At 72.0% G+C, this 20,448-nt stretch carries 16 protein-coding genes; 10 read left to right on the forward strand and 6 right to left on the reverse strand.

What is annotated here, in order from left to right:
- Nucleotides 1-104: 104 nt before the first annotated feature.
- Nucleotides 105-860 (reverse strand): TIGR03089 family protein, encoded by a 756-nt coding sequence (locus ACFY1L_RS53565; RefSeq protein ID WP_388842858.1) that lies wholly within the window; start codon nt 858-860, stop codon nt 105-107.
- A 129-nt stretch (nt 861-989) separates the two neighbouring features.
- Here ACFY1L_RS53565 and ACFY1L_RS53570 point away from each other — a divergent pair, with 129 nt between their 5' ends.
- Nucleotides 990-2,462, forward strand: coding sequence for a peptidoglycan recognition protein (locus ACFY1L_RS53570; protein WP_388842859.1), 1,473 nt, complete (start codon nt 990-992; stop codon nt 2,460-2,462).
- 191 nt (nt 2,463-2,653) lie between these two features.
- Complete coding sequence (locus ACFY1L_RS53575) at nt 2,654-3,736, forward strand: sugar phosphate nucleotidyltransferase (RefSeq protein WP_388842860.1); 1,083 nt, start codon at nt 2,654-2,656, stop codon at nt 3,734-3,736.
- Between the two features lie 134 nt (nt 3,737-3,870).
- Here ACFY1L_RS53575 and ACFY1L_RS53580 read toward each other — a convergent pair whose 3' ends face one another.
- From ACFY1L_RS53580 to ACFY1L_RS53595, 4 genes are all read right to left on the reverse strand, one after another.
- Nucleotides 3,871-4,875 (reverse strand): DNA-3-methyladenine glycosylase family protein, encoded by a 1,005-nt coding sequence (locus ACFY1L_RS53580; protein WP_388842861.1) that lies wholly within the window; start codon nt 4,873-4,875, stop codon nt 3,871-3,873.
- 206 nt (nt 4,876-5,081) lie between these two features.
- Nucleotides 5,082-6,392: a coenzyme F420-0:L-glutamate ligase gene (locus ACFY1L_RS53585; protein WP_388842862.1), complete on the reverse strand. Its 1,311-nt coding sequence runs from the start codon at nt 6,390-6,392 to the stop codon at nt 5,082-5,084.
- Nucleotides 6,389-7,348, reverse strand: a complete 960-nt coding sequence (cofD, locus tag ACFY1L_RS53590; RefSeq protein WP_388842863.1) for a 2-phospho-L-lactate transferase — start codon at nt 7,346-7,348, stop codon at nt 6,389-6,391. The genes ACFY1L_RS53585 and cofD overlap by 4 nt, the downstream gene beginning before the upstream one ends.
- A gap of 33 nt (nt 7,349-7,381) precedes the next feature.
- Complete coding sequence (locus tag ACFY1L_RS53595; RefSeq protein ID WP_388842864.1) at nt 7,382-7,894, reverse strand: cysteine dioxygenase; 513 nt, start codon at nt 7,892-7,894, stop codon at nt 7,382-7,384.
- Nucleotides 7,895-8,545: 651 nt separating this feature from the next.
- Here ACFY1L_RS53595 and ACFY1L_RS53600 point away from each other — a divergent pair.
- The 3 genes from ACFY1L_RS53600 to ACFY1L_RS53610 all read left to right on the forward strand — a co-directional run bounded on the left by ACFY1L_RS53600 (nt 8,546) and on the right by ACFY1L_RS53610 (nt 14,239).
- Nucleotides 8,546-8,809, forward strand: a complete 264-nt coding sequence (locus ACFY1L_RS53600) for a WhiB family transcriptional regulator (protein ID WP_003975777.1) — start codon at nt 8,546-8,548, stop codon at nt 8,807-8,809.
- Between the two features lie 229 nt (nt 8,810-9,038).
- Nucleotides 9,039-12,698: a glycosyltransferase gene (locus tag ACFY1L_RS53605; protein WP_388842865.1), complete on the forward strand. Its 3,660-nt coding sequence runs from the start codon at nt 9,039-9,041 to the stop codon at nt 12,696-12,698.
- On the forward strand, nt 12,695-14,239 hold the full coding sequence (locus ACFY1L_RS53610; RefSeq protein ID WP_388842866.1) for a DUF5719 family protein: 1,545 nt from the start codon (nt 12,695-12,697) through the stop codon (nt 14,237-14,239). Before ACFY1L_RS53605 ends, ACFY1L_RS53610 begins: the two co-directional genes overlap by 4 nt.
- Before the next feature lie 27 nt (nt 14,240-14,266).
- On the opposite strand, the gene ACFY1L_RS53615 is transcribed toward ACFY1L_RS53610, so the two are convergent.
- Nucleotides 14,267-14,716 carry a metallopeptidase family protein gene (locus ACFY1L_RS53615; RefSeq protein ID WP_388842880.1) on the reverse strand — a complete coding sequence of 150 codons (450 nt, stop codon included), beginning with the start codon at nt 14,714-14,716 and terminating at the stop codon, nt 14,267-14,269.
- Between the two features lie 292 nt (nt 14,717-15,008).
- Between ACFY1L_RS53615 and ACFY1L_RS53620 the strand changes: the two genes are divergently transcribed.
- From ACFY1L_RS53620 to ACFY1L_RS53640, 5 genes are all read left to right on the forward strand, one after another.
- On the forward strand, nt 15,009-15,428 hold the full coding sequence (locus ACFY1L_RS53620; RefSeq protein ID WP_107906244.1) for a DUF3499 domain-containing protein: 420 nt from the start codon (nt 15,009-15,011) through the stop codon (nt 15,426-15,428).
- Nucleotides 15,429-15,557: 129 nt separating this feature from the next.
- Nucleotides 15,558-17,174: an L-lactate permease gene (locus ACFY1L_RS53625; RefSeq protein ID WP_388842881.1), complete on the forward strand. Its 1,617-nt coding sequence runs from the start codon at nt 15,558-15,560 to the stop codon at nt 17,172-17,174.
- Between the two features lie 130 nt (nt 17,175-17,304).
- Nucleotides 17,305-18,669, forward strand: coding sequence for a phosphomannomutase/phosphoglucomutase (locus ACFY1L_RS53630; protein ID WP_388842867.1), 1,365 nt, complete (start codon nt 17,305-17,307; stop codon nt 18,667-18,669).
- A gap of 271 nt (nt 18,670-18,940) precedes the next feature.
- Entirely contained in the window at nt 18,941-19,111 is a 171-nt protein-coding gene (locus ACFY1L_RS53635) for a Trm112 family protein (RefSeq protein WP_007382472.1), read from the forward strand.
- Nucleotides 19,112-19,248: 137 nt separating this feature from the next.
- Nucleotides 19,249-20,379 (forward strand): SIS domain-containing protein, encoded by a 1,131-nt coding sequence (locus tag ACFY1L_RS53640; RefSeq protein WP_388842868.1) that lies wholly within the window; start codon nt 19,249-19,251, stop codon nt 20,377-20,379.
- Nucleotides 20,380-20,448: the final 69 nt, after the last annotated feature.

Raw genomic sequence — 20,448 nt, forward strand, 5'->3', positions numbered from 1 at the left:
GGCTCCACCCCTCATGGCGTACGGACGTACTCGTCCTACGACGATGCCTCGGAGGGGGTGGTGGAGGCGGCCGTTACTGGCCCATGTGGGTGACTGCAAGGCGTTCAACGGCGCACAGCCGTCACCCGCTCACTCTCGATCCGCTTGGCCAACGCCTCGTCCGAGAGTTGCTCGAGGTTCCGGCACAACACCACGGACCCCCCAGTCGCAAGCGCTCCGAACAACCCGGCGTTCAATCCGTCCCATGTGTCGTACGCCAACCCCGACAGAATCCGCGCCCCTGGCCCGGTCAGCCCCAACTCGGTCGCCTCGGCCCGAGCCCGCTCGACGACCTCGGCCCCGCTGAACTCCCGCCCGGCCACGATCAGCGCAGGCTCCTCCGGATCCACGGGAGCGAAGGGCGCGAACCGATCCCCCTGGCTCGGCACCTCGACCGCGTAGTCGACGAAGCCGTCCGGGACCTGCGGAAACCGCCCGCCGAGCGGCCGCAACGCCAGCGCGACCCGCTCCCCACGGCACGCCCGCGCCGCATCCAGCGAGTCCGGCCCGCTCACCACGACGTCGGCCGCCCCCGGATCCCCGGCGACATCCGCAACCGCCCCCACCGACGCACACGCCAGCAGCCACACCGCCGTCTGCCAGTGCGCGGGCAGCAACAGCGCGACCCGGTCGCCGGGCCCGGCGGCCAGGTCGCCCTGAAGCAGATTCGCGGTCTTGGCCACCCAATTGGCGAAGGTGGCCACGGACAATTCGACGCGCTCGCCCGTGGCGTCGTCGTAGAAGGTCACCAGGGGGCGTCCGGGGTCCGCGGCGAGCGCGGAAGACAGCAGGTCGGCAGGGGTGCGGTCGGTGGCGTTCACCCGCGCAAGCGTACGCGGGCGACCTGCCGCGCACCGAGTGGTGGTGCCACCGGTTCGGCGGAACGGCAGCCGACGGTCCGTCAGTTCCCGGATGGACAGATATGTATGACTATGTCCAAGATCAGGAGCATGCGTGGATTCCTTGCTTCCTCGATCGCGTCCTCGATCGGCGTCGCCTGCGCGGCCGCCCTCGCCCTCCCGCTGCCTCCGCCCGCAGCCGCGGTCGCGGCGACGGCGAGACAGGCGCCGGAGGGCGCGAGACCCGCGCAGGTGATCGCCGGCTCCCAGCTCCCCGGCAGTACGCAGTCGCTGCCCCTCGCGCCCATCGCAACCGTCGCCCCCCTCACCCGCAACCGCGCCCTCGCCCCCGTCTCCGCCCCCGAAATGGGCCTCACCCGCGAGGACGTGGCGCACTTCTCGATGGTCGGCGTCATCTGGGACGACCCGGCCGCCGAACTGCACGGCCAGGTCCAGGTCCGCACCCGGGCGACCGACAAGGGCGCCTGGTCCCGCTGGCAGAACCTCCAGACGCACAATGACGACGGGGCCGACCCCGGCTCCGCCGAGCGCACCTCGGGCCGCGTCCGCGGCTCCACCGCACCACTTTGGGTGGGCGATTCCGACGGCGTGGAGGTCCGGGTCCGGGCCGAGGGTGACCGCCCTAGTGGAGAGACCGCCCGCGGCACCCGCGCCGTCCCCGCCGCCTCCGCGCTCCCCTCGGGCCTGCGTCTGGAACTCGTGGACCCCGGCGGGGAGACCTCGACCCGAGGCGCGGCCCTGGCCGTGCCGTACAGCGGTCCGACGGATGCCGCGCAAGCGGCATCCCTGAAGACCGAGAACGCCGAGTCGGAGGAGTCCCTGGCCGCCTCCGCGGCCAACGCCGACCTCGTCCCGCTCGGTGCCACCGTGATTCCCGCACTGAGCCGCACCGCGACCGTTCGGGAGCTAATGGCCCTGCGCGGCAGCAAGTTGACGGCAAGTCAGCACAAGAAGCCGTACATCGGCCCGCGCCCGCGCATCATCACGCGCCGCGGCTGGGGCGCGAACGAGAGGCTGCGCGAGAAGGGCTTCGTCTACACGAAGAAGGTCAAGGCGGCCTTCGTGCACCACACGGCGACCGGCAACGGGTACCGCTGTTCGCAGGCCGCCTCCGTCATCCGCGGTATCTACCGCTACCACGTCAAGAGCATGGGCTGGCGCGACATCGGCTACAACTTCCTCGTCGACAAGTGCGGAAACATCTACGAGGGGCGTGCCGGGGGAGTGGCGAAGGCGGTCAAGGGCGCCCACACCCTCGGTTTCAACAACAACAGCATGGGGATCGCCGTCCTCGGCGGCTTCGGTTCGCACAAGCCGCCCGCTGCCGTACTGAAGGCCATCGCGCGCCTCACGGCCTGGAAACTCGGGCTCTACGGCGCCAATCCGCGCGGAAAGACATATCTGAAGTCGGGCGGTGGCAATCTCTACCGAAAGGGTAAGAACGTACGTCTGAATGTGATCTCCGGCCACCGTGACGGCTACGCCACGGACTGCCCGGGCAAGCAGCTCTACCGCAAGCTCGGCACGGCCCGCTCCACCGCGGCGCGCTACCAGGGTCGCTAGGGCCTGTCTTCGGACAGGTCCCGGACTCCGCGGGGGAGTTGGGCAAGGAGGTCACATTCACGCCAGGGGGCCTGAAACCGGGTGGAACCGCGGAACGCCGCACGGTCGTCGAAGGCGCCACACAACGGTCTGCATACACTGGCCGGCCGAAAGACAGTTCGGCCGGTCCCGGCAGGAAGCAGAGACGACAGGTGACAGAAGCGATCCTCCTGGTCGGCGGCAAGGGCACCCGGCTGCGCCCGCTCACGGTCCACACGCCGAAGCCCATGGTCCGCGCGGCCGGAGTCCCGTTCCTCACGCACCAACTGGCCAGAGCGAGAGCGGCGGGCGTGGACCACATCGTCCTGGCCACGTCCTATCTGGCCGAGGTCTTCGAGCCGTACTTCGGCGACGGCTCCTCGCTGGGCCTGCACATCGAGTACGTGACGGAGGAGGAGCCCCTGGGCACGGGCGGCGCCATCCGCAACGTGGCCTCCCGCCTCCACTCGGCCCCCGACGACCCGGTCCTGGTCTTCAACGGCGACATCCTCACGGGCCTCAACATCAGGGCCCTGGTGGACACCCACGAGAAGACGGGCGCCGACGTCTCCCTCCACCTCACCAAGGTCACCGACCCGCGTGCCTACGGCCTGGTCCCCACCGACGAGACGGGCCGCGTCCTCGCCTTCCTGGAGAAGCCGCAGACTCCCGAGGAGATCGTCACCGACCAGATCAACGCGGGGGCGTACGTCTTCCGCCGCTCGGTCATCGACACGATTCCCGCGGGCCGCCCGGTCTCGGTGGAGCGGGAGACCTTCCCCGACCTGCTGTCGGCCGGGGTCCACCTCCAGGGCCTGGTCGACTCGACGTACTGGCTGGACCTGGGCACCCCGGCGGCCTTCGTCCGGGGCTCCGCCGACCTGGTCCTGGGCCGTGCCCCGTCCCCCGCGGTCCCCGGCCGCTGCGGCGACCGCCTCATCCTCCCCACGGCCACGGTCGCCCCCGACGCAAAACTGACGGGCGGCACGGTGGTCGGCGAGGGCGCGTTCGTGGCCGAGGGCGCCCGGGTCTTCGGCTCCACGATCCTCCCCGGCGCCGTCATCGAACCCGGCGCCGTCATCACCGACTCCCTCATCGGCACCCGCGCCCGCGTCGGCGAACGCACCGTCCTGACCGGCACGGTCATCGGCGACGGCGCGATCGTCGGCCCCGACAACGAACTACGTGACGGCATGCGCGTGTGGTGCGACGCGCGGATCCCGGCGGGGGCGGTGCGGTTCTCCTCCGACCAGTAGCGGACCGGATGTCGAGCTGAGGGGCTGCGTGGCCTGCGGGCAGTCGTGCTGCTGGGGCGGCACGGGTGGGCGCAGGCTGCACCCCGCAGCGCCGGGCTGCGCGACCCACCCCCACGGCGCGACGCCGGGCGACTTCACAACCGCCCGATGTCGGTCCTCGGCATCTTCGGTGCCCGCCTCGGCGGCGTACGCCCGCTCAGCAGAATGAACCGCGCGGCCCGATGCCGCTGCCCCGCGTACGGCTCCAACAGCTCCAGCATCGCCGCATCGTCCGCGTTCCGGTCCCCGGCGAGCGCCCACCCCACGATGCCCGGCAGATGCAGATCCCCGACGGTCACCGCGTCCGGCGCCCCATGACTGCGCTGCACGACCTCCGCCGACGTCCACGGACCGATCCCCGGCACGACCTCCAACCGCGCCTGTGCGGCCGCCGGCTCCATCCCGACCGCCTCCTCCAGCCGCGCAGCGACCCGCACGGCACGAAGGATGGTCGACGCCCGCTTGTTGTCGACGCCCGCCCGGTGCCACTCCCAGGACGGGATCAACGCCCAGGTCCGCGGCCCGGGCATCACCCACAGCCGCCCGCCCGCGGCAGGCCCCGGCGCCGGCTCCCCGTACTTCCGCACCAGCAACCGCCACGCCCGATACGCCTCATCGGTGGTGACCTTCTGCTCCAGCACCGACGGAATCAGCGACTCCAGCACCAGCCCGGTCCGCGTCAGCCGCAGCCCCGGCCGCCGATGCCGCGCGAGCGCCACCAACCGGTGCCGCGGCACGAACGCGTCGGGCTCGTCCGCGCCCCCGAGCAGCTCAGGCAACTGCTCCAGCAACCACTCGGCCCCCGGCCCCCAAGCCTTCCCGCGCACCTCGCCCCCGCACACGGAGACCCGCAGCGTGCCGGGTCCGGCAGGAGTGAGAGTGGCCCGCCACACGGACCCGTCGGGCATCGCCCGGAACGTTGGATCTCCTCCGCCACGCCGAAGCGGCCCCAGCACGAGCCCGAGATCCAGCGGCCCGTCGGGCACCACGCTCCGCACCCGCCCCGGCGCGGAGGCCTGCCGCGGCACGCCGGCCGGCACGGAAACATGCCCACCGCGCACGGTCGCGCGGGTGGGCCGGGGAGCAAAACGTCCTGCCACAGTAGAGTTCCTGGGGGTGTCGGGGATGCCCCACGAGACTAGGCGGTACATACGACTGCCGGTGCGCACAACGCCCTAAAGGGGCGCGGGGCTGTATCTGTTTGCGGCTCCGCCGCGTGGGCGCGACAAGCCTCCACGATCCCGCAGTCGCAAACGAGACTCCGGCCCCCCACGAACCGCAGGCGCCCGGCGACCCCGACAGAGCGTCACCGAACCTCGATGAACGCCCCCGCATCCCGCTCCGCCCGAGGCCGCGGCTCCTCCGCCGGATGCCCGACAGCCACCGCCCCCATCGGATCCCACTCCGCCGGCAGCCCCAGCACCTCGCGCACCACGTCCCGGCAGAACATCGTCGACGAAACCCACGCGGACCCCAGCCGCTCCCCGGCCAGCGCCACCAGGAAGTTCTGTACGCCGGCGCCCGCGGCGACCACGAACATCTCCCGCTCGGCCCCGTCCCGCCGCGTATCCCCGTACGTGTGCGACCCGTCCATGACGAGACAGGGCACCACCAGATACGGCGCGTTCCGCAGCACATCGCCCCGGCGCACCCGCTTGGCGATGGACTCCTCGCTCTTGCCGTCCCGCCGCAGATCGGCGATCCAGGCATCGCGCATCGCGTCCAGCAGCTCTGCCCGCGCGCCCTCGGACTCCAGCAGTACGAACTGCCACGGCGTCGTGTGATGCGGCGCCGGCGCGGTGACGGCCGCGGCGACCGCCCGCCGTACGGCACCGGGGTCGACGGGTTCGTCGGTGAACGCCCGCACGGTGCGCCGCTGGGTCACCGCCGTCCGGATCGCCTCGGACGTACCCAGCCGGAACATGTCGTCGCGCCCGCCGCGCACCATGGCCCGCGCCCCCTCGCCGTGCTCCTCGGCCACCACGTGCGGCAGCCCGCGCACGACGGCGACGGGCAGCCCGGCGGCCTTGCCCTTGACCAGGTCACCGGCGGCGGCCAGCTCGTCCGCCGTCGCCACGACCGTCGCGCTGAGCGGATTGCCGTACGCGTCCGTGCCCCCGCGCAGATCGTCGAGTACGTGGACTCCGGCGGCGCCGATCGCGACATCCGTGAGCCCCGAGCGCCATGGCCGCCCGAAGGTGTCGGTGACGACGACCCCGACAGTGACGCCGAGTGCGTCCCGCAGCCCGTCCCGGATCGTGCGCGCGGACGCGTCCGGGTCCTCGGGCAGCAACAGCACGGTCCCGGAAGGGGTGTTGGAGGCGTCGACCCCGGCCGCGGCCATCACCAGCCCCTGCCGGTTCTCGACGATCCGGAGCGCCCCGCGCCGCGCCACGACCCGTACGGTCTCGGCGTCGATGGCGGCCTCCCGGTCGACCGCCCGGACGATCCGCCCCTCGGCCTTGGACACGATCTTCGAGGTGACGAGCAGCACGTCCCCGTCGACCAGGCCCGGCTCGGCGGCGGCGATCAGCTTGGCGAGATCGTCACCACGCTGCACCTCGGGCATCCCGGGCACGGCCCAGACCCGGTAACCGTCGCCAGATGCTTCGCTCAAGACGCCCGCACCTCCTCCGCCAGCGCCAGCGCCTCGCGCGCCATCTGCGCGGTCGCGTCCAGGTCGGTCATCATCAGCGGCACGGCCCGGCACCGGATCCCGGCCGTCTCGACCCGCTCCACGACACCCACGTCGACGCTGTCGACGAGCCAGCCGTCGAGCAGCCCCGAGCCGTAGTGCTCGGCGACCGCCGCCGCCGTGGACTCCACGCCGACGGCCGCGAGCACCTTGTCGGCCATCCCGCGCACGGGCGCGTCCCCGACGATGGGGGACAGGCCGACGACCGGCACCCCTGCCTCGGCGATCGCCTCGCGGATCCCGGGCACGGCAAGGATCGTGCCGACGGACACCACCGGATTCGACGGCGGGAACAGCACGACGTCCGCCTCCGCGATCGCCTCCAGCACACCCGGCGCCGGCTTCGCCTGCTCCGCACCGACCGGCACGACCGCCTCGGCCGGCACCGAGGCCCGCAGCCGTACCCAGTACTCCTGGAAGTGCACGGCCCTGCGCTCGCCGTCCAGCTCGACGGCGACATGGGTCTCGACCCGGTCGTCGGTCATCGGGATCAGCCGCACCCCCGGCTTCCACCGGTCGCACAGCGCCTGGGTCACCGCGCTCAGCGGATATCCGGCGCCGATCATCTGCGTCCGCACGATGTGCGTGGCGAAGTCCCGGTCGCCGAGCCCGAACCACTCCGGCCCCACGCCGTACGCCGCGAGTTCCTCCTTGAGATGGAAGGTCTCGTCGGCCCGGCCCCAGCCCTGCTCCTCGTTGATGCCGCCGCCGAGGGTGTACATCACCGTGTCGAGGTCCGGGCAGACCTTCAGTCCGAAGAGGTGGATGTCGTCCCCGGTGTTGCCGATGACGGTGACGTCCGCGTCCGGCACGGCCTTCTTCAGCCCGCGCAGGAACCGGGCACCACCGATGCCGCCTGCCAGAACCACAATGCGCATGGGCCAAGTCTTACAGGCGGGTACGACAACGCGTCAGGCGGTTACGACGTCGACCTCGTCGTGCGTCGCGGGGGCCGCCGTGCAGGCCGTGTGCATCGGCATCTCGGTGAGGCCCGGGTAGTAGACGTGCAGGCTGACCGCCGGCTCCAGCGCGTCGTTGACGACCTCGTGCACGTACCCCGGCGCGAACACCCGCTGCGCGCCCGCGGCCAACGCGCGCGTGCCCCGGTCGGTGCGCTCGGTCAGCGTGCCCTCCAGGACGGTCAGCACACCGGAGGAGCGGCCGTGGTCGTGCAGCCCGCTGCCCTGACCGGGCACCCAGGACAGCAGCCACACCTCGTAGCCCGGCCCCGTGCGCAGCCGGTGGTACCAGCGGGTCGTCGCGTCGTACTCGACGAGGTGCTCCCACTGCGAGCGGTCGGCGGAGATGGAGCGCGCCAGCCCGACGAACTCGGCCACGGTGGCCGGGTGCTCGCGCGGGGGCTGCAGCAGGTGCTGCACTTCGAGGATGTCGCCGGCGATCTGGAGGTCGTTGTCGCTGTTCATAGGGGTGTGCGGTTCCTCAGTGAAAGAAGGTCAGAGGGAACGGAAACCGGGTCGAGTAGACGCGGCCTTCAGCTGGAGCAGGTGTGGCTCAACAGCTGGAACAGCAACAACAGCTACGGCGAGCACGGGCAGCACCGTCGGACCCGGCGGAGCGGGTCGAGGTGAGTGCCAAGTTCGCGAGCATGCCCATAAGAACACCGGTTGACACCTTCGACTGTCAACTCGGCGCCCGGTATGTGGGACATGCTTCACCTCATCCGGTTCATGTCCGAGGCGAAAGGTTTGTTCTGGCGCCCCCCGGGACACATGGCGCACAACCGGGCGCTCAAACCTCGATGCGATCTTGTGATCCGACTGTGATCCGGTTCGCTCCGAGGTGCGAGTGGAACGAGATCGAACGTCCGGGCGTCCTTCCCCGTACAGGCTCTGCGCGGGGTCGGAGGCCCTTCCGGGTCTCGTCTGCATGTCAAGGTTTATGCCGATTTGAACACTTTCCGCATGGCCTTGGTTCCGCAGAGTGAATAAGGGGCTCAATAGCAGATCTCGGCTTGACTCGCCCGGAGCAGCACACTTGTAATTTCACTCGTGTCGTTCAGCCGAAATCGGTAACGGCTACATCACGGGGACGCGAAAGACAGACGAGGGGCGCACATGACCGAGCTGGTGCAGCAACTGCTGGTCGACGACGCGGACGAGGAACTCGGCTGGCAGGAGCGCGCGCTGTGCGCCCAGACCGACCCCGAGTCCTTCTTCCCCGAGAAGGGCGGCTCCACCCGCGAGGCCAAGAAGGTCTGCCTGGCCTGTGAAGTCCGCTCCGAGTGCCTCGAGTACGCCCTCGCCAACGACGAGCGCTTCGGCATCTGGGGCGGTTTGTCCGAACGCGAACGGCGCCGGCTGAAGAAGGCCGCCGTCTGACCGGACGGCCCGCGCTTCGCACACAGACACCCCACGGACACAACGCGCACGGACACGCGCGCGTACACGCACACACACGTCACGAACGGCCCGTCGCAGGTGGGTTATCCACAGGCGGCGGGCCGCCGCCATGCCCAGCCGATAGTGTGGGCGCTCGTCCGAGACGCCTCGCTGCCCCCAGTGGGCACAGACGTCCACCGCAGTCCATCGAACCGGGGCCCGTACCTCGATGTCCGTGCACAGCCACCCGGCAGCCCACCAAGACGTCGCTGCCACACCAGAGTTCCCGCGTCACGTGGTGACCGCGGTCGTCGTCTCGCACGACGGCGCCCGCTGGCTGCCCGACGCGCTCGCCGGGCTGCTCGGCCAGGAGCGCCCCGTCCAGTACGTCATGGCCGCCGACACCGGCAGCGCGGACGACTCCGCCCAGCTGGTCACCGGCGCCCTCGGCGCCGACCGCGTACTGCACCTCGCCCGGCGCACCGGCTTCGGCCAGGCCGTCGAGGAGGCGGCGCGTACCGCCCCCGTACTGACCCCGGACGAGCTGCCGTACCTGAAGCGCCCGAGCGGCTGGGACCCGGTCACGCGCACGTGGCGCGACGACGCCTACGACATGCCGGAGCTCCCGCACGGCGAGCCGGTCCAGTGGCTGTGGCTGCTGCACGACGACTGCGCCCCCGAACCCGACGCCCTGGCCCAGCTGCTGCGGGTCGTGGAGAACGAACTGGAGCTCGGCCGCGACGACGTGGCCGTGGTCGGCCCCAAGCTGCGCGGCTGGTACGACAAGCGGCAGCTCCTCGAGGTCGGCGTCTCCATCGCCAACTCCGGCCGCCGCTGGACCGGCCTGGACCGCCGCGAACAGGACCAGGGCCAGCACGACCACGTCCGCTCCGTGCTGTCGGTGTCCACCGCCGGCATGCTGATCCGGCGCGACGTGTTCGAGCAGCTCGGCGGCTTCGACAAGCGGCTGCCCCTGATGCGTGACGACGTCGACCTGTGCTGGCGCGCCACCGCCGCCGGCCACCGCGTCCTCATCGCTCCCGAGGCAGTCGTACGACACGCCGAGGCCGCCTCCCGCGAGCGCCGTATGGTCGACTGCGTGGGCCGCACCGCCGCCTCCCCGCACAAGGTCGACAAGGCCGGCGCCGTCTACACCCTCCTCGTCAACAGCCGTACGGCCGTGCTGCCCTGGGTGTTGCTGCGCCTGGTGGTCGGCACGCTCCTGCGTACGGTCGCCTACCTCGTCGGCAAGGTCCCCGGACAGGCCGTCGACGAGATCCGTGGTCTGCTGGGCACACTGCTGCGGCCCGAGCGGATCATCGCCGGACGGCGCAGGCGCGGGGTCCCGCAGATCGACAAGGGTGAGCTGCGCGCGCTGTTCCCGCTGCCGGGCGCGACCGTGCGAGCCACCGTCGAGCAGGTCGCGGGAAACTTCTTCAGCAGCTCCGACCCCGAGGCCACCACCGGAGCGGGACGGCACGGCGGTGCGGTCGAGTCCGGACCCGGCGGCGACGACGCCGAATTCCTGGAGATCGAGCAGTTCGCCCGCCTCAAGCGCATCGCCCGCAAGCCCGGCCCGATGCTCTTCCTGGTGCTGCTGCTCGTCTCGCTCGTGGCCTGCCGCGCACTGCTCGGCGGCGGCGCGCTAGCGGGCGGCGCCCTGCTGCCCGCCCCGGCCGACGCCAGTGAGCTCTGGTCGCGCTATCTGGACTCCTGGCACGCGGTGGGCGCCGGCGGCACCCCGTCCGCACCGCCGTACCTCGCGATCGTGGCACTGCTGGCCTCCGCGCTGTTCGGCTCGACCGGACTCGCGGTCACGATCCTGCTCGTCTGCTCGGTCCCGCTGGCCGGTGTCACCGCCTACTTCGTCTCCCGCCCGCTCGTCGAGTCGCGTCTGCTGCGCGCGTGGTCGGCCGTCGTCTACGCCTTCCTGCCCGCCGCCACGGGCGCGCTCGCGGGCGGCCGCATCGGCACCGCCGTCCTGGCCGTCCTGCTGCCGCTCATCGCGCGCGCGGGCATCGCCGCGAGCGGCCTCGCGAACACCTCGGGCGCGCGCGGCAGTTGGCGCGCCACCTGGGCGTACGCGCTGCTGCTGACGATCACCACGGCGTTCACGCCGATCGTGTGGCCCATCGCGCTGGTCCTCGGCATCGGCGTGCTGGCCGTGCGCCGCGCCGACATCACCGCCTACGGCCTGCGTTTCCTGGCCCAGTTCGGCGTCCCCCTGTTGGTCCTCGCGCCCTGGTCGCTGTCGCTGCTCCCGTTCGGCTTCTTCAAGGAAGCCGGCCTCGAGTACGGCCCCTCGGCCGCCTCCGCCCTCGACCTGCTCGGCGCGAGCCCCGGCGGCCCCGGCACGGTCAGCGGGCTGATGCTCATCGGCATCGTCCTGGCCGCGCTGGCCGCCCTGATGCGCTCGGAGCGCCAGTTCGGAATCTGGACGGCCTGGGCGGTCGCCCTGGTCGGCCTCGTCTTCGCGGTCCTGTCCAACAACTCCACGTGGGCCGGCCCGGCCACCCTCGTCTACGGCATCGCCCTCCTGGCGGCCGCCGCGCTCGGTGCCGACGGTGCACGCGCGCGCGTGGCCGAGCAGAGCTTCGGCTGGCGCCAGCCGGTGGCCGCACTGATCGCCTTCGCCTCGCTCGCGGGCCCGCTGCTCGTCGCCGCCGGCTGGATGATCCGCGGCGCCGACGGACCCATCGAGCGGCGCGACCCCGTGCAGGTGCCCGCATTCGTCGCCGAGGAGAGCGGCACCCGTGACCAGGCACGCACGCTCGTGCTCGACAGCGACTCCACCGCCCGCGTCGGCTACACCCTGGTCCGCGGCTCCGGCGCCCGCCTCGGCGATGCCGAGATCGCCGCGACCGACGGCGAGAACGCCAAGCTCGACAAGGTCGTCGCCAACCTCGTCGCCGGCTCCGGCGCCGACCAGACCGACCAGCTCGGCAAGTTCGCCGTGCGCTACGTCCTCGTCCACAAGGGCGCACCCCGCGAGGTCACCCGTGTCCTGGACGCCACACCGGGCCTGAGTCGCCTGAGCCAGCAGAACGGCAGCGCCCTGTGGCGGGTCGACCAGGAGGTCGCCCGCGCCACCATCGTGTCCGCCTCCGCCTCCGGCTCCGGCACGGCACAGCCCGTCGCCGCCGGACCCGTCGAGATCCACACCACGGTCCCGGCCGGTTCCGACGGCCGCATCCTGCGCCTCGCCGACACTGCGGCCGACGGCTGGACGGCCACCCTGGACGGCAAACCACTTACCCGCACCACCGTCGACGGCTGGGCCCAGGGCTTCCAACTCCCGTCCTCCGGCGGCAAGTTGGACGTCACCTACGACGACCCGATCACCCACACCGCCTGGCTGTGGGCGCAGGGCTCCCTCGCCGTCGTCCTCGTCGTCATGGCCCTGCCCGGCAGGCGCCGCGACGTCGACGACGACCTCCCCGAGGAGCCGGCCGTCCCCGCCCAGCCCGTCGCCGGCGAGGGCCGCCGCGCCCGCCGCCTGCGTGCCCAGGCGGAGGCGGAGGCCGAAGAGGCGGGCCGGAGCGAGGAGTTCGTGTCTCCTCCTCCGGAGGAGACACCGGTCGCCGTCCCGCAGCAGCAGTCCTACGGCGACTGGGACGCGACGGGTTACCAGGGCGCCGAGTACGGCGGCTACGGCAACGAGCAGTACCAGGGCACCCAGCAGTACCCGGCGGGCGCGTACGACCAGACGTACCAGGCCGACCCGTACCAGGGCGGCCAGTACGACCCGTACGCCTACGGCGGATCCTCCCAGGGGACGTACGACCAGACCGCGTACGACGCCTCGTACCAGCAGGGCTACGACCCCGCGTACGACCCGGCGCAGCATGACCCGCACGCCCCTGAGCGCCCCGACGGGAGTCAGCAGTGAACCGCACCACCCTGTCCCTGATCGCCGGCACGGCCGCGCTCGCCGCCATCACCGGGGTCGCCTCGCTCACCGCCCCGGGCGCCTCCGGCGCGGACACCGCCAAGGCTGCCGCCGAACTCCCCGTGGAGCGCACCACCCTGCTGTGCCCGGCGCCCAGCACCTCCGACATCGCCGACACCTCGTACACGTCGTTCACGCCCGTCACGAAGGGCGCGGGAAGCGACGGCAAGGCCGAACTCCGGTCCGCCACCGAGCAGTCGGCCGACGGGACGAGCGACGACGGGACGGGCGACAAGGGCAAGAAGGACGACAAGAAGAGCGACAAGAAGGCCGGCAAGAAGAAGGCCGACAAGCCCGTCCTCACTCCCGAGGAGCCCGGCAAGCCGGTCACGGGTGACACCTCCGGCTCCGACACCCCCGCGCTCGCGGGCACCGCCGAGGGCAAGTTCGCGCCCGGCTGGACGGTCCAGGAGACCACCGAGGTCGCCGCGGGCACGGGACGTGGCCTGCAGGGCGTCAACTGCACCGAGCCGGACACCGAGTTCTGGTTCCCGGGCGCCAGCACGGACGCCGCGCGCACCGACTACGTCCACCTGACCAACCCCGACGACTCCGCGGCCGTCGTCGACATCGAGCTCTACGGCAAGGACGGCGCCCTCAAGTCCACGGTGGGGGAGGGCATCACGGTCGCGCCGCACTCCAGCGACCCGGTCCTGCTGTCCACGCTCACCGACGAGAAGCAGACCAACCTCACGGTGCACGTGAACGTCCGCAGCGGCCGCGTGGGCGCCGCCGTGCAGGCCCTGGACGACAAGCTCGGCGGCGACTGGCTGGCCGCCTCCACGGACCCCTCCGGCAGCCTCGTCCTGCCCGGCATCCCGAAGGACGCCACCTCCGTACGGCTGATCGCCTTCACGCCCGGCGACGCGGACGCCGACCTGAAGGTGCGCCTCGCCTCTCCGTCCGGGCTGATCACGCCCGCAGGGAACGAGACGCTGCACGTGAAGGCGGGCATGACGACCGCCGTCGATCTCGGCGCCCTGACGCGCGGCGAGGCGGGCTCCCTGATCCTCACGCCCACCGACGACTCCGTGCCGGTCGTCGCCGCGCTGCGGGTCGTCCGCGGCAAGGGCGACAAGCAGGAGACGGCGTTCATCCCGGCCACGAGCCCGGTCGGCACGCGCGCGACCTCCGCCGACAACAGCGGCAAGGGCTCCACGCTGTCCCTCACGGCGCCGACCCGCACGGCCAAGGTGAAGGTCACCGCGTCGGCGGGCAGCGACGGCGGCACGGCGGTCTCCAAGACGTACACGATCAAGGCCGGCACCACCCAGGACGTCGAGGCCCCGGTCCCGAGCGGCTCGAAGGGCACGTACGCGCTGACGGTCGAGCCCCTGTCCGGCGGTCCGGTCTACGCGGCCCGGACCCTGGCGGCGACGGAGGACGGCGTACCGGGCTTCACGGTGCAGACGCTGCCGGACGACCGGGGGATGGTGGCGGTGCCGCAGGCGGACCAGGATCTGTCGGTGCTGCAGAAGTAGCGGCGACCTGGTGACGCCGGGCGGGCCTCAGTCCTCGCCGTACCGCGGATCCACCGTCTCCGGGGTCAGCCCCAGCAGTTCGGCGACCTGCTCGACGACGACCTCGTGCACGAGCGCCGCCCGTTCGTCGCGCCCCTTCGTGCGGATCTCCACCGGCCGCCGGTAGACGATCACCCGGGCCGGCCGCCCGTCCCGGGAGGGGACCGTGCCGCCCAGGGGGACCGCCTCGTCGTTCCAGGTCTGCCCAGGGCTGTCCAGGCGCGGCACCTCGAGGACCAGGAAATCGATGTCGGAGAGCTGCGGCCAGCGCCGTTCCAGACGCTCCACGGAGTCCTGCACCAGATCCGCGAACGCCTCGGCACGGCTCGCGGCGAGCGGCACCTGGGGCGGCGCGATCGGACCGCGCATGCCCCGGCCGTGGCGATCACGCCGACGGGGCCCGGGGCCGGCGGCACGGGGCGGTACAGGGTTGTCCATCACTGGTGAAGCGTAGTCCCTGCCGGGACCGCATGCCGTGCCCCACACGGCATGCCGGACAGCCTCGAACAGCCCGGCACGGCATGTCGAAGGATGACCATTCCAGCCAAGGTTGGGCTCGTTTCCGTATCTCTCCGAGACCGACGATCACGAGGCAAATGACGGGGTTTGTACGGACTGTTGACCGGACGCGGGAGTGCCCGACGCCCTGTGAATGCACATATGTGCAGGTCAGCAGGCTGTTCCGAGGGAGGTGTGTGGGGTGTTTCACACTACGACACGGTGGAGTGACCTGGGGGAGAGTCGTCGCGGCCCGCTCAAGAGTGCGGTACCGTCCAACGTCGTGAGCCCTGTACGTCGCTGTTCGCGCACCGCTTGCGGCCGCCCCGCCGTCGCGACGCTGACGTACGTCTACGCCGACTCGACCGCGGTCCTCGGCCCGCTCGCCACCTACGCCGAACCCCACTGCTACGACCTGTGCGCCGAACACTCCGAGCGCCTCACCGCCCCGCGCGGCTGGGAGGTCGTCCGGCTCCTCGACGGCTCCGCTCCGGCCCGCCCCAGCGGTGACGACCTGGAAGCGCTTGCCAACGCCGTGCGCGAGGCGGCTCGTCCGCAGGAGCGGGCGGCCGGCGGTGGCGGGCGCGGGGCGGACCCGATGGAGGTCGCGCGGCGCGGGCATCTGCGGGTGCTGCGCTCTCCGGACAACTGAGGGCGTTCGCCCTCTCCCCCTTTCCATCCAGCGGCGCACGCCCATTGACGCGCCCTTGTCGCGGACACGACCATTCCGGGAGACCGGCGGGAAATCGCTTTCCGCATGCCGGAATCCGGGGAGGCGCCCGTGTACGTCCAGGAACTGGAACCCGTCGCCGACTCGCTCGGCCTGTCCGCCCTCGTCGCGACCCTGCCCCTGGTGATCGTTCTGGTGCTGCTCGGCGGAGTGCGCATGAAGGCGCATCTGGCAGGCGCGACAGGCCTCCTGGCGGCCGTTCTGGTCGCCTGGCTCGCCTACGGCATGCCACTCGACCAGACGCTCTCCAGCGCCGCCCAGGGAGCCGTCTTCGGCCTCTTCCCCATCCTGTGGATCGTCGTCAACGCCCTGTGGGTGTACCGGATGACCGTCCGCACCCGGCACTTCGACATCCTGCGCCGCTCCTTCGGCCGCCTCTCCGACGACCCGCGCATCCAGGCGCTCGTCGTCGCCTTCTGCTTCGGCGCCCTCCTGGAGGCGCTCGCCGGATTCGGAGCGCCGGTCGCGATCTGCTCCGTCATGCTGGTCGCCCTCGGCTTCGACCCGGTGCGCGCGGCGGTCGTCGCGCTCGTCGCCAACACCGCGCCGGTCGCGTTCGGCGCGATGGGCACACCGGTCGTGACGCTCGCACAGGTGACGGGACTGCCGCTGGATTCCGTGGCCTCCGTGGTGGGGCGTCAAACACCCCTGCTGGCACTGGTGGTTCCGCTCGTCCTGGTCTGGCTGGTGGACGGCCGGCGCGGCCTGCGCGAGACCTGGGTGCCCGCCCTGGTGTGCGGAATCGCCTTCGCCGTGGCCCAGTTCGCCGCCTCCAACTACGTCTCCGCGCAACTCGCCGACATCGGCGCCTCCTTGGCGGGCGCGGGCGCCCTGGTCGCCGTACCGCACGCGCGTGTGCCCGCCACCGAGTCCGTACGCGCGTCCGTGCTGACCGGCGTGCGCAGCGAGGAGTTGGACGAAGAGGACCCGCGGCGCGAAGTCCTGCGCGCCTACGCCCCGTACGCGCTGATCGTCGCGATCTTCTCGGTCGCGCAGATCCCGGCGGTCAAGGACTGGCTGGCCGGGGCGACCCAGACGTACGACTGGCCGTTCCTGGATGTCGCGGGGCCGGACGGGAAGCCGGTCGGCGGCAACGTGTTCACCTGGCCGGTCGTGTCGACGGGCGGCACGCTCGTGCTCCTCGCCGGAGTGTGCACGGCGGTCGTGCTCGGCGTGCACGCGCGCGTGGCGGTCAGGGAATGGCTCGCGACCGTGCACGAGCTGAGGTTCGCGATCCTGACCGTGACCTCCGTACTGGCGCTCGCGTACGTCATGAACCTCTCCGGACAGGCGGGCACGATCGGCCACTTCGTGGCGGCGGCCGGAGCCGGACTCGCTTTCCTGTCACCCGTCCTGGGCTGGTTCGGGGTGGCGGTCTCCGGCTCGGACACGTCGGCCAACGCGCTGTTCGGGGCGTTGCAGGTGACCGCGGCCCGTGAGTCGGGTCTGTCGCCCGAACTCCTGGCCGCCGCGAACAGTTCGGGCGGCGTCCTCGGCAAGATGATCTCGCCGCAGAACCTCACCATCGCGTGCGCGGCCGTGGGCCTCGCGGGCCGCGAGGGGGACCTGCTGCGCAAGGTGCTGCCCTGGAGCGTGGGCCTGCTGCTGGTGATGTGCCTGATCGTGGTGGGCCAGAGCTCGCCCGTCCTGGACTGGATGCTGCCCTGACTCTTCCCGGTTTCTCACCCGGTTCTGACCTGTGAGGTTACGGCTGGGAGTCCACTCGGGATCACACGCCACACTGTCGGTCGGTACGGGTAGTTTGGGGCGACCGATAGGACTTTCAGGAGGGTTGGCCGTGGCTGCTGATCTGTCGCAGATCGTGAAGGCGTACGACGTACGCGGGGTGGTCCCGGACCAGTGGGACGAGTCGCTGGCCGAACTCTTCGGTGCGGCCTTCGTCCAGGTGACCGGCGCGCAGGCGATCGTGACCGGCCACGACATGCGACCGTCGTCCCCCGGCCTGTCGCGTGCCTTCGCGCGCGGGGCGGCCGCGCAGGGCGCCGACGTCACGGAGATCGGCCTGTGCTCGACGGACCAGCTGTACTACGCGTCGGGCGCTTTCGGCCTCCCGGGCGCGATGTTCACGGCCTCGCACAATCCGGCGCAGTACAACGGCATCAAGATGTGCCGGGCGGGCGCGGCGCCGGTGGGCCAGGACACCGGCCTGACGCAGATCCGCGAACTGGCCGAGCAGTGGACGGAGTCGGGCGCCCCGCAGCCCGGCGCAGAGCCGGGAACGATCACGCAGCGCGACACGTTGTCGGACTACGCGGCCCACCTCCGCTCCCTCGTCGACCTGACCTCCATCCGCCCCCTGAAGGTCGTCGTCGACGCGGGCAACGGCATGGGCGGCCACACGGTCCCCACGGTGTTCGAGGGCCTCCCCCTGACCCTCGTCCCGATGTACTTCGAACTCGACGGCACCTTCCCGAACCACGAGGCGAACCCGCTGGACCCGGCGAACATCGTCGACCTGCAGAAGCGCGTCCGTGAAGAGGGCGCCGACCTGGGCCTCGCCTTCGACGGCGACGCGGACCGCTGCTTCGTGGTCGACGAACACGGCGACCCCGTCTCCCCGTCCGCGATCACGGCCCTGGTGGCCGCGCGCGAGCTCGCCCGCAACGGCGGCAAGGGCGTGATCATCCACAACCTGATCACGTCGTGGTCGGTCCCCGAGGTGGTCCGTGAGCACGGCGGCACACCGGCCCGCACCCGCGTCGGCCACTCCTTCATCAAGGCGGAGATGGCGAACTCGGGCGCGATCTTCGGCGGCGAACACTCCGCCCACTACTACTTCAAGGACTTCTGGAACGCCGACACGGGCATGCTCGCCGCCCTGCACGTCCTCGCGGCCCTCGGCGGCCAGCAGGGCCCGCTCTCCACCCTGACCGCCGAGTACGACCGCTACGTGGGCTCCGGCGAGATCAACTCCACGGTCACCGACCAGGCCGACCGCCTGGCGGCCATCAAGTCGACGTACGGCACCCGAGAGGACGTCACCCTCGACGAACTCGACGGCCTGACGGTCACGTCCACCGACTGGTGGTTCAACGTCCGCCCGTCCAACACGGAACCGCTGCTGCGCCTGAACGCGGAGGCGAGGGACGAGGCGACGATGGCAAAGATCCGGGACGAGGCCTTGGCGATCATCCGAGCCTGAGGGTTCCGCAATTTCAGCCCGTCCGGCGTTTGAGGACGAGGCCGTTCAGGCCGACGGGGGTCCAGGGGGCAAGGCCCCTGGCGGGGTCGAAGGGGCAGCGCCCCTGGAGATGGGACGGGTAGGGGCGGCGGGGACGACCCCTCCCACGGCCACCCCCACCCCGCTCCCGCCCAACCCCGGCACCGCGCCCCCCACGGCGGTACCCTGACCAGGCACATCCGCACACGCACACACAGGCACGCGCCCGCGTACCCGCCCGAAGGGACACCCCATGCCGCTCGAAGCCGGCCTCCTGGAGATCCTCGCCTGCCCGGCCTGCCACGCCCCCCTCAAGGAGCAGGACACCGAGCTGATCTGCACCGGCCAGGACTGCGGCCTGGCATACCCCGTCCGCGACGGCATCCCCGTCCTGCTCGTCGACGAGGCCCGCCGCCCCGCGTAACGCCGAGCCCCGCGACCCGCGCGCAAAGCCACAGCGCTCAACCCACCGCGCACAAGGTCACCGCGCACAAAGCCCCCGGCGCGCGTACGACGCCGGCGCGCACACAAGGAACCCCCGGCGATCGGAGGCTGCCGCCCATGCTCGACGAATCGCTGCTCGACACCCCCGAGGCCCTCTCGGAGGCCGACCACCGCGGCCTGCTACGCGGCGCCGCCGAGGCAGGCGCCCGCGTCCGCACAGCGGCCCGGCACGCCGCCGAGGCAGGCGTCAGCGACCTCAAACCCGACGGCCGCCCCCGCGCCGTCCTCATCGCGGGCCCCGGCGCCGCAGCCATCTGCGCCGCCGACCTCCTCGGCACCCTCGCCGGACCCGGCAGCCCCGTCATCCGCCTCGCCCCGACCGGCGTGGCCCCCGCCGCGGGCGCCCTGCGCTGGGAACTGCCGGGCTGGGCCGGAAGCGTCGACCTGCTCCTGATCACCACCCCCGACGGCACCGAACCCGGCCTGTCCCTGCTCGCCGACGCGGCCTACCGCCGAGGCTGCACGGTCGTCGCGGTCGCCCCGGCCCGCACCCCGCTCACCGAGGCGGTGGAAGGCGCCCACGGCTTCTTCGTACCTATGGCGACGGCCCCCTACGACCAGGACGAGGAGCAGCTCGCAGCGTCCGCCCCGGGGGTCCTGTGGGCCCTGCTCACGCCCCTCCTCGCGCTCCTCGACCGCACCGGCCTGCTCACCGCCCCGCCGGACGCCATCGAGAAGGTCGCCGACCGCCTCGACCACATCGCCGAGCGCTGCGGTCCCGCCATCGCGACCTACAGCAACCCCGCCAAGACGCTCGCCGCCGAACTCGCCGACGCGCTGCCGGTCGTATGGACCGAAGGAGTCTCGGCAGGCCCCGCCGGCCGCCGCTTCGCCGCCGCCCTCGCCGAGCTCTCCGGCCGCCCGGCGGTCGTCGCGGAACTCCCCGAGGCGCTCGCCGCGCACAGCGCCCTCCTCGCCGGTCCGCTCGCCGCCAGCGCCGACCCGGACGACTTCTTCCGCGACCGCGTGGACGAAGCACCCGCCCTGCACGCACGCGTGGTGCTGCTCCGCGACCGTCCGATCGGTGGCCTCACGGCTGCTCCCGCCGCCCGTGACCTGGCCCTCAGCCACGACACGCCGATCAGCGAACTGGAGCCGGAGGAGGGCGACGAACTGGAGACCCTCGCCGAACTGATCGCCATCACGGATTTCGCCGCCGTTTACCTGGCGCTCGCCTCGGGGGCCTGACGTTGACCCGCGCAACCCGCGCCCACTGACCAGCGCCCGCCGAGCGGCGTACGTACGGAGACGAAGACA

This window comes from Streptomyces sp. NPDC001663 (genome assembly GCF_042893105.1).
Classification (GTDB): Bacteria; Actinomycetota; Actinomycetes; order Streptomycetales; family Streptomycetaceae; genus Streptomyces.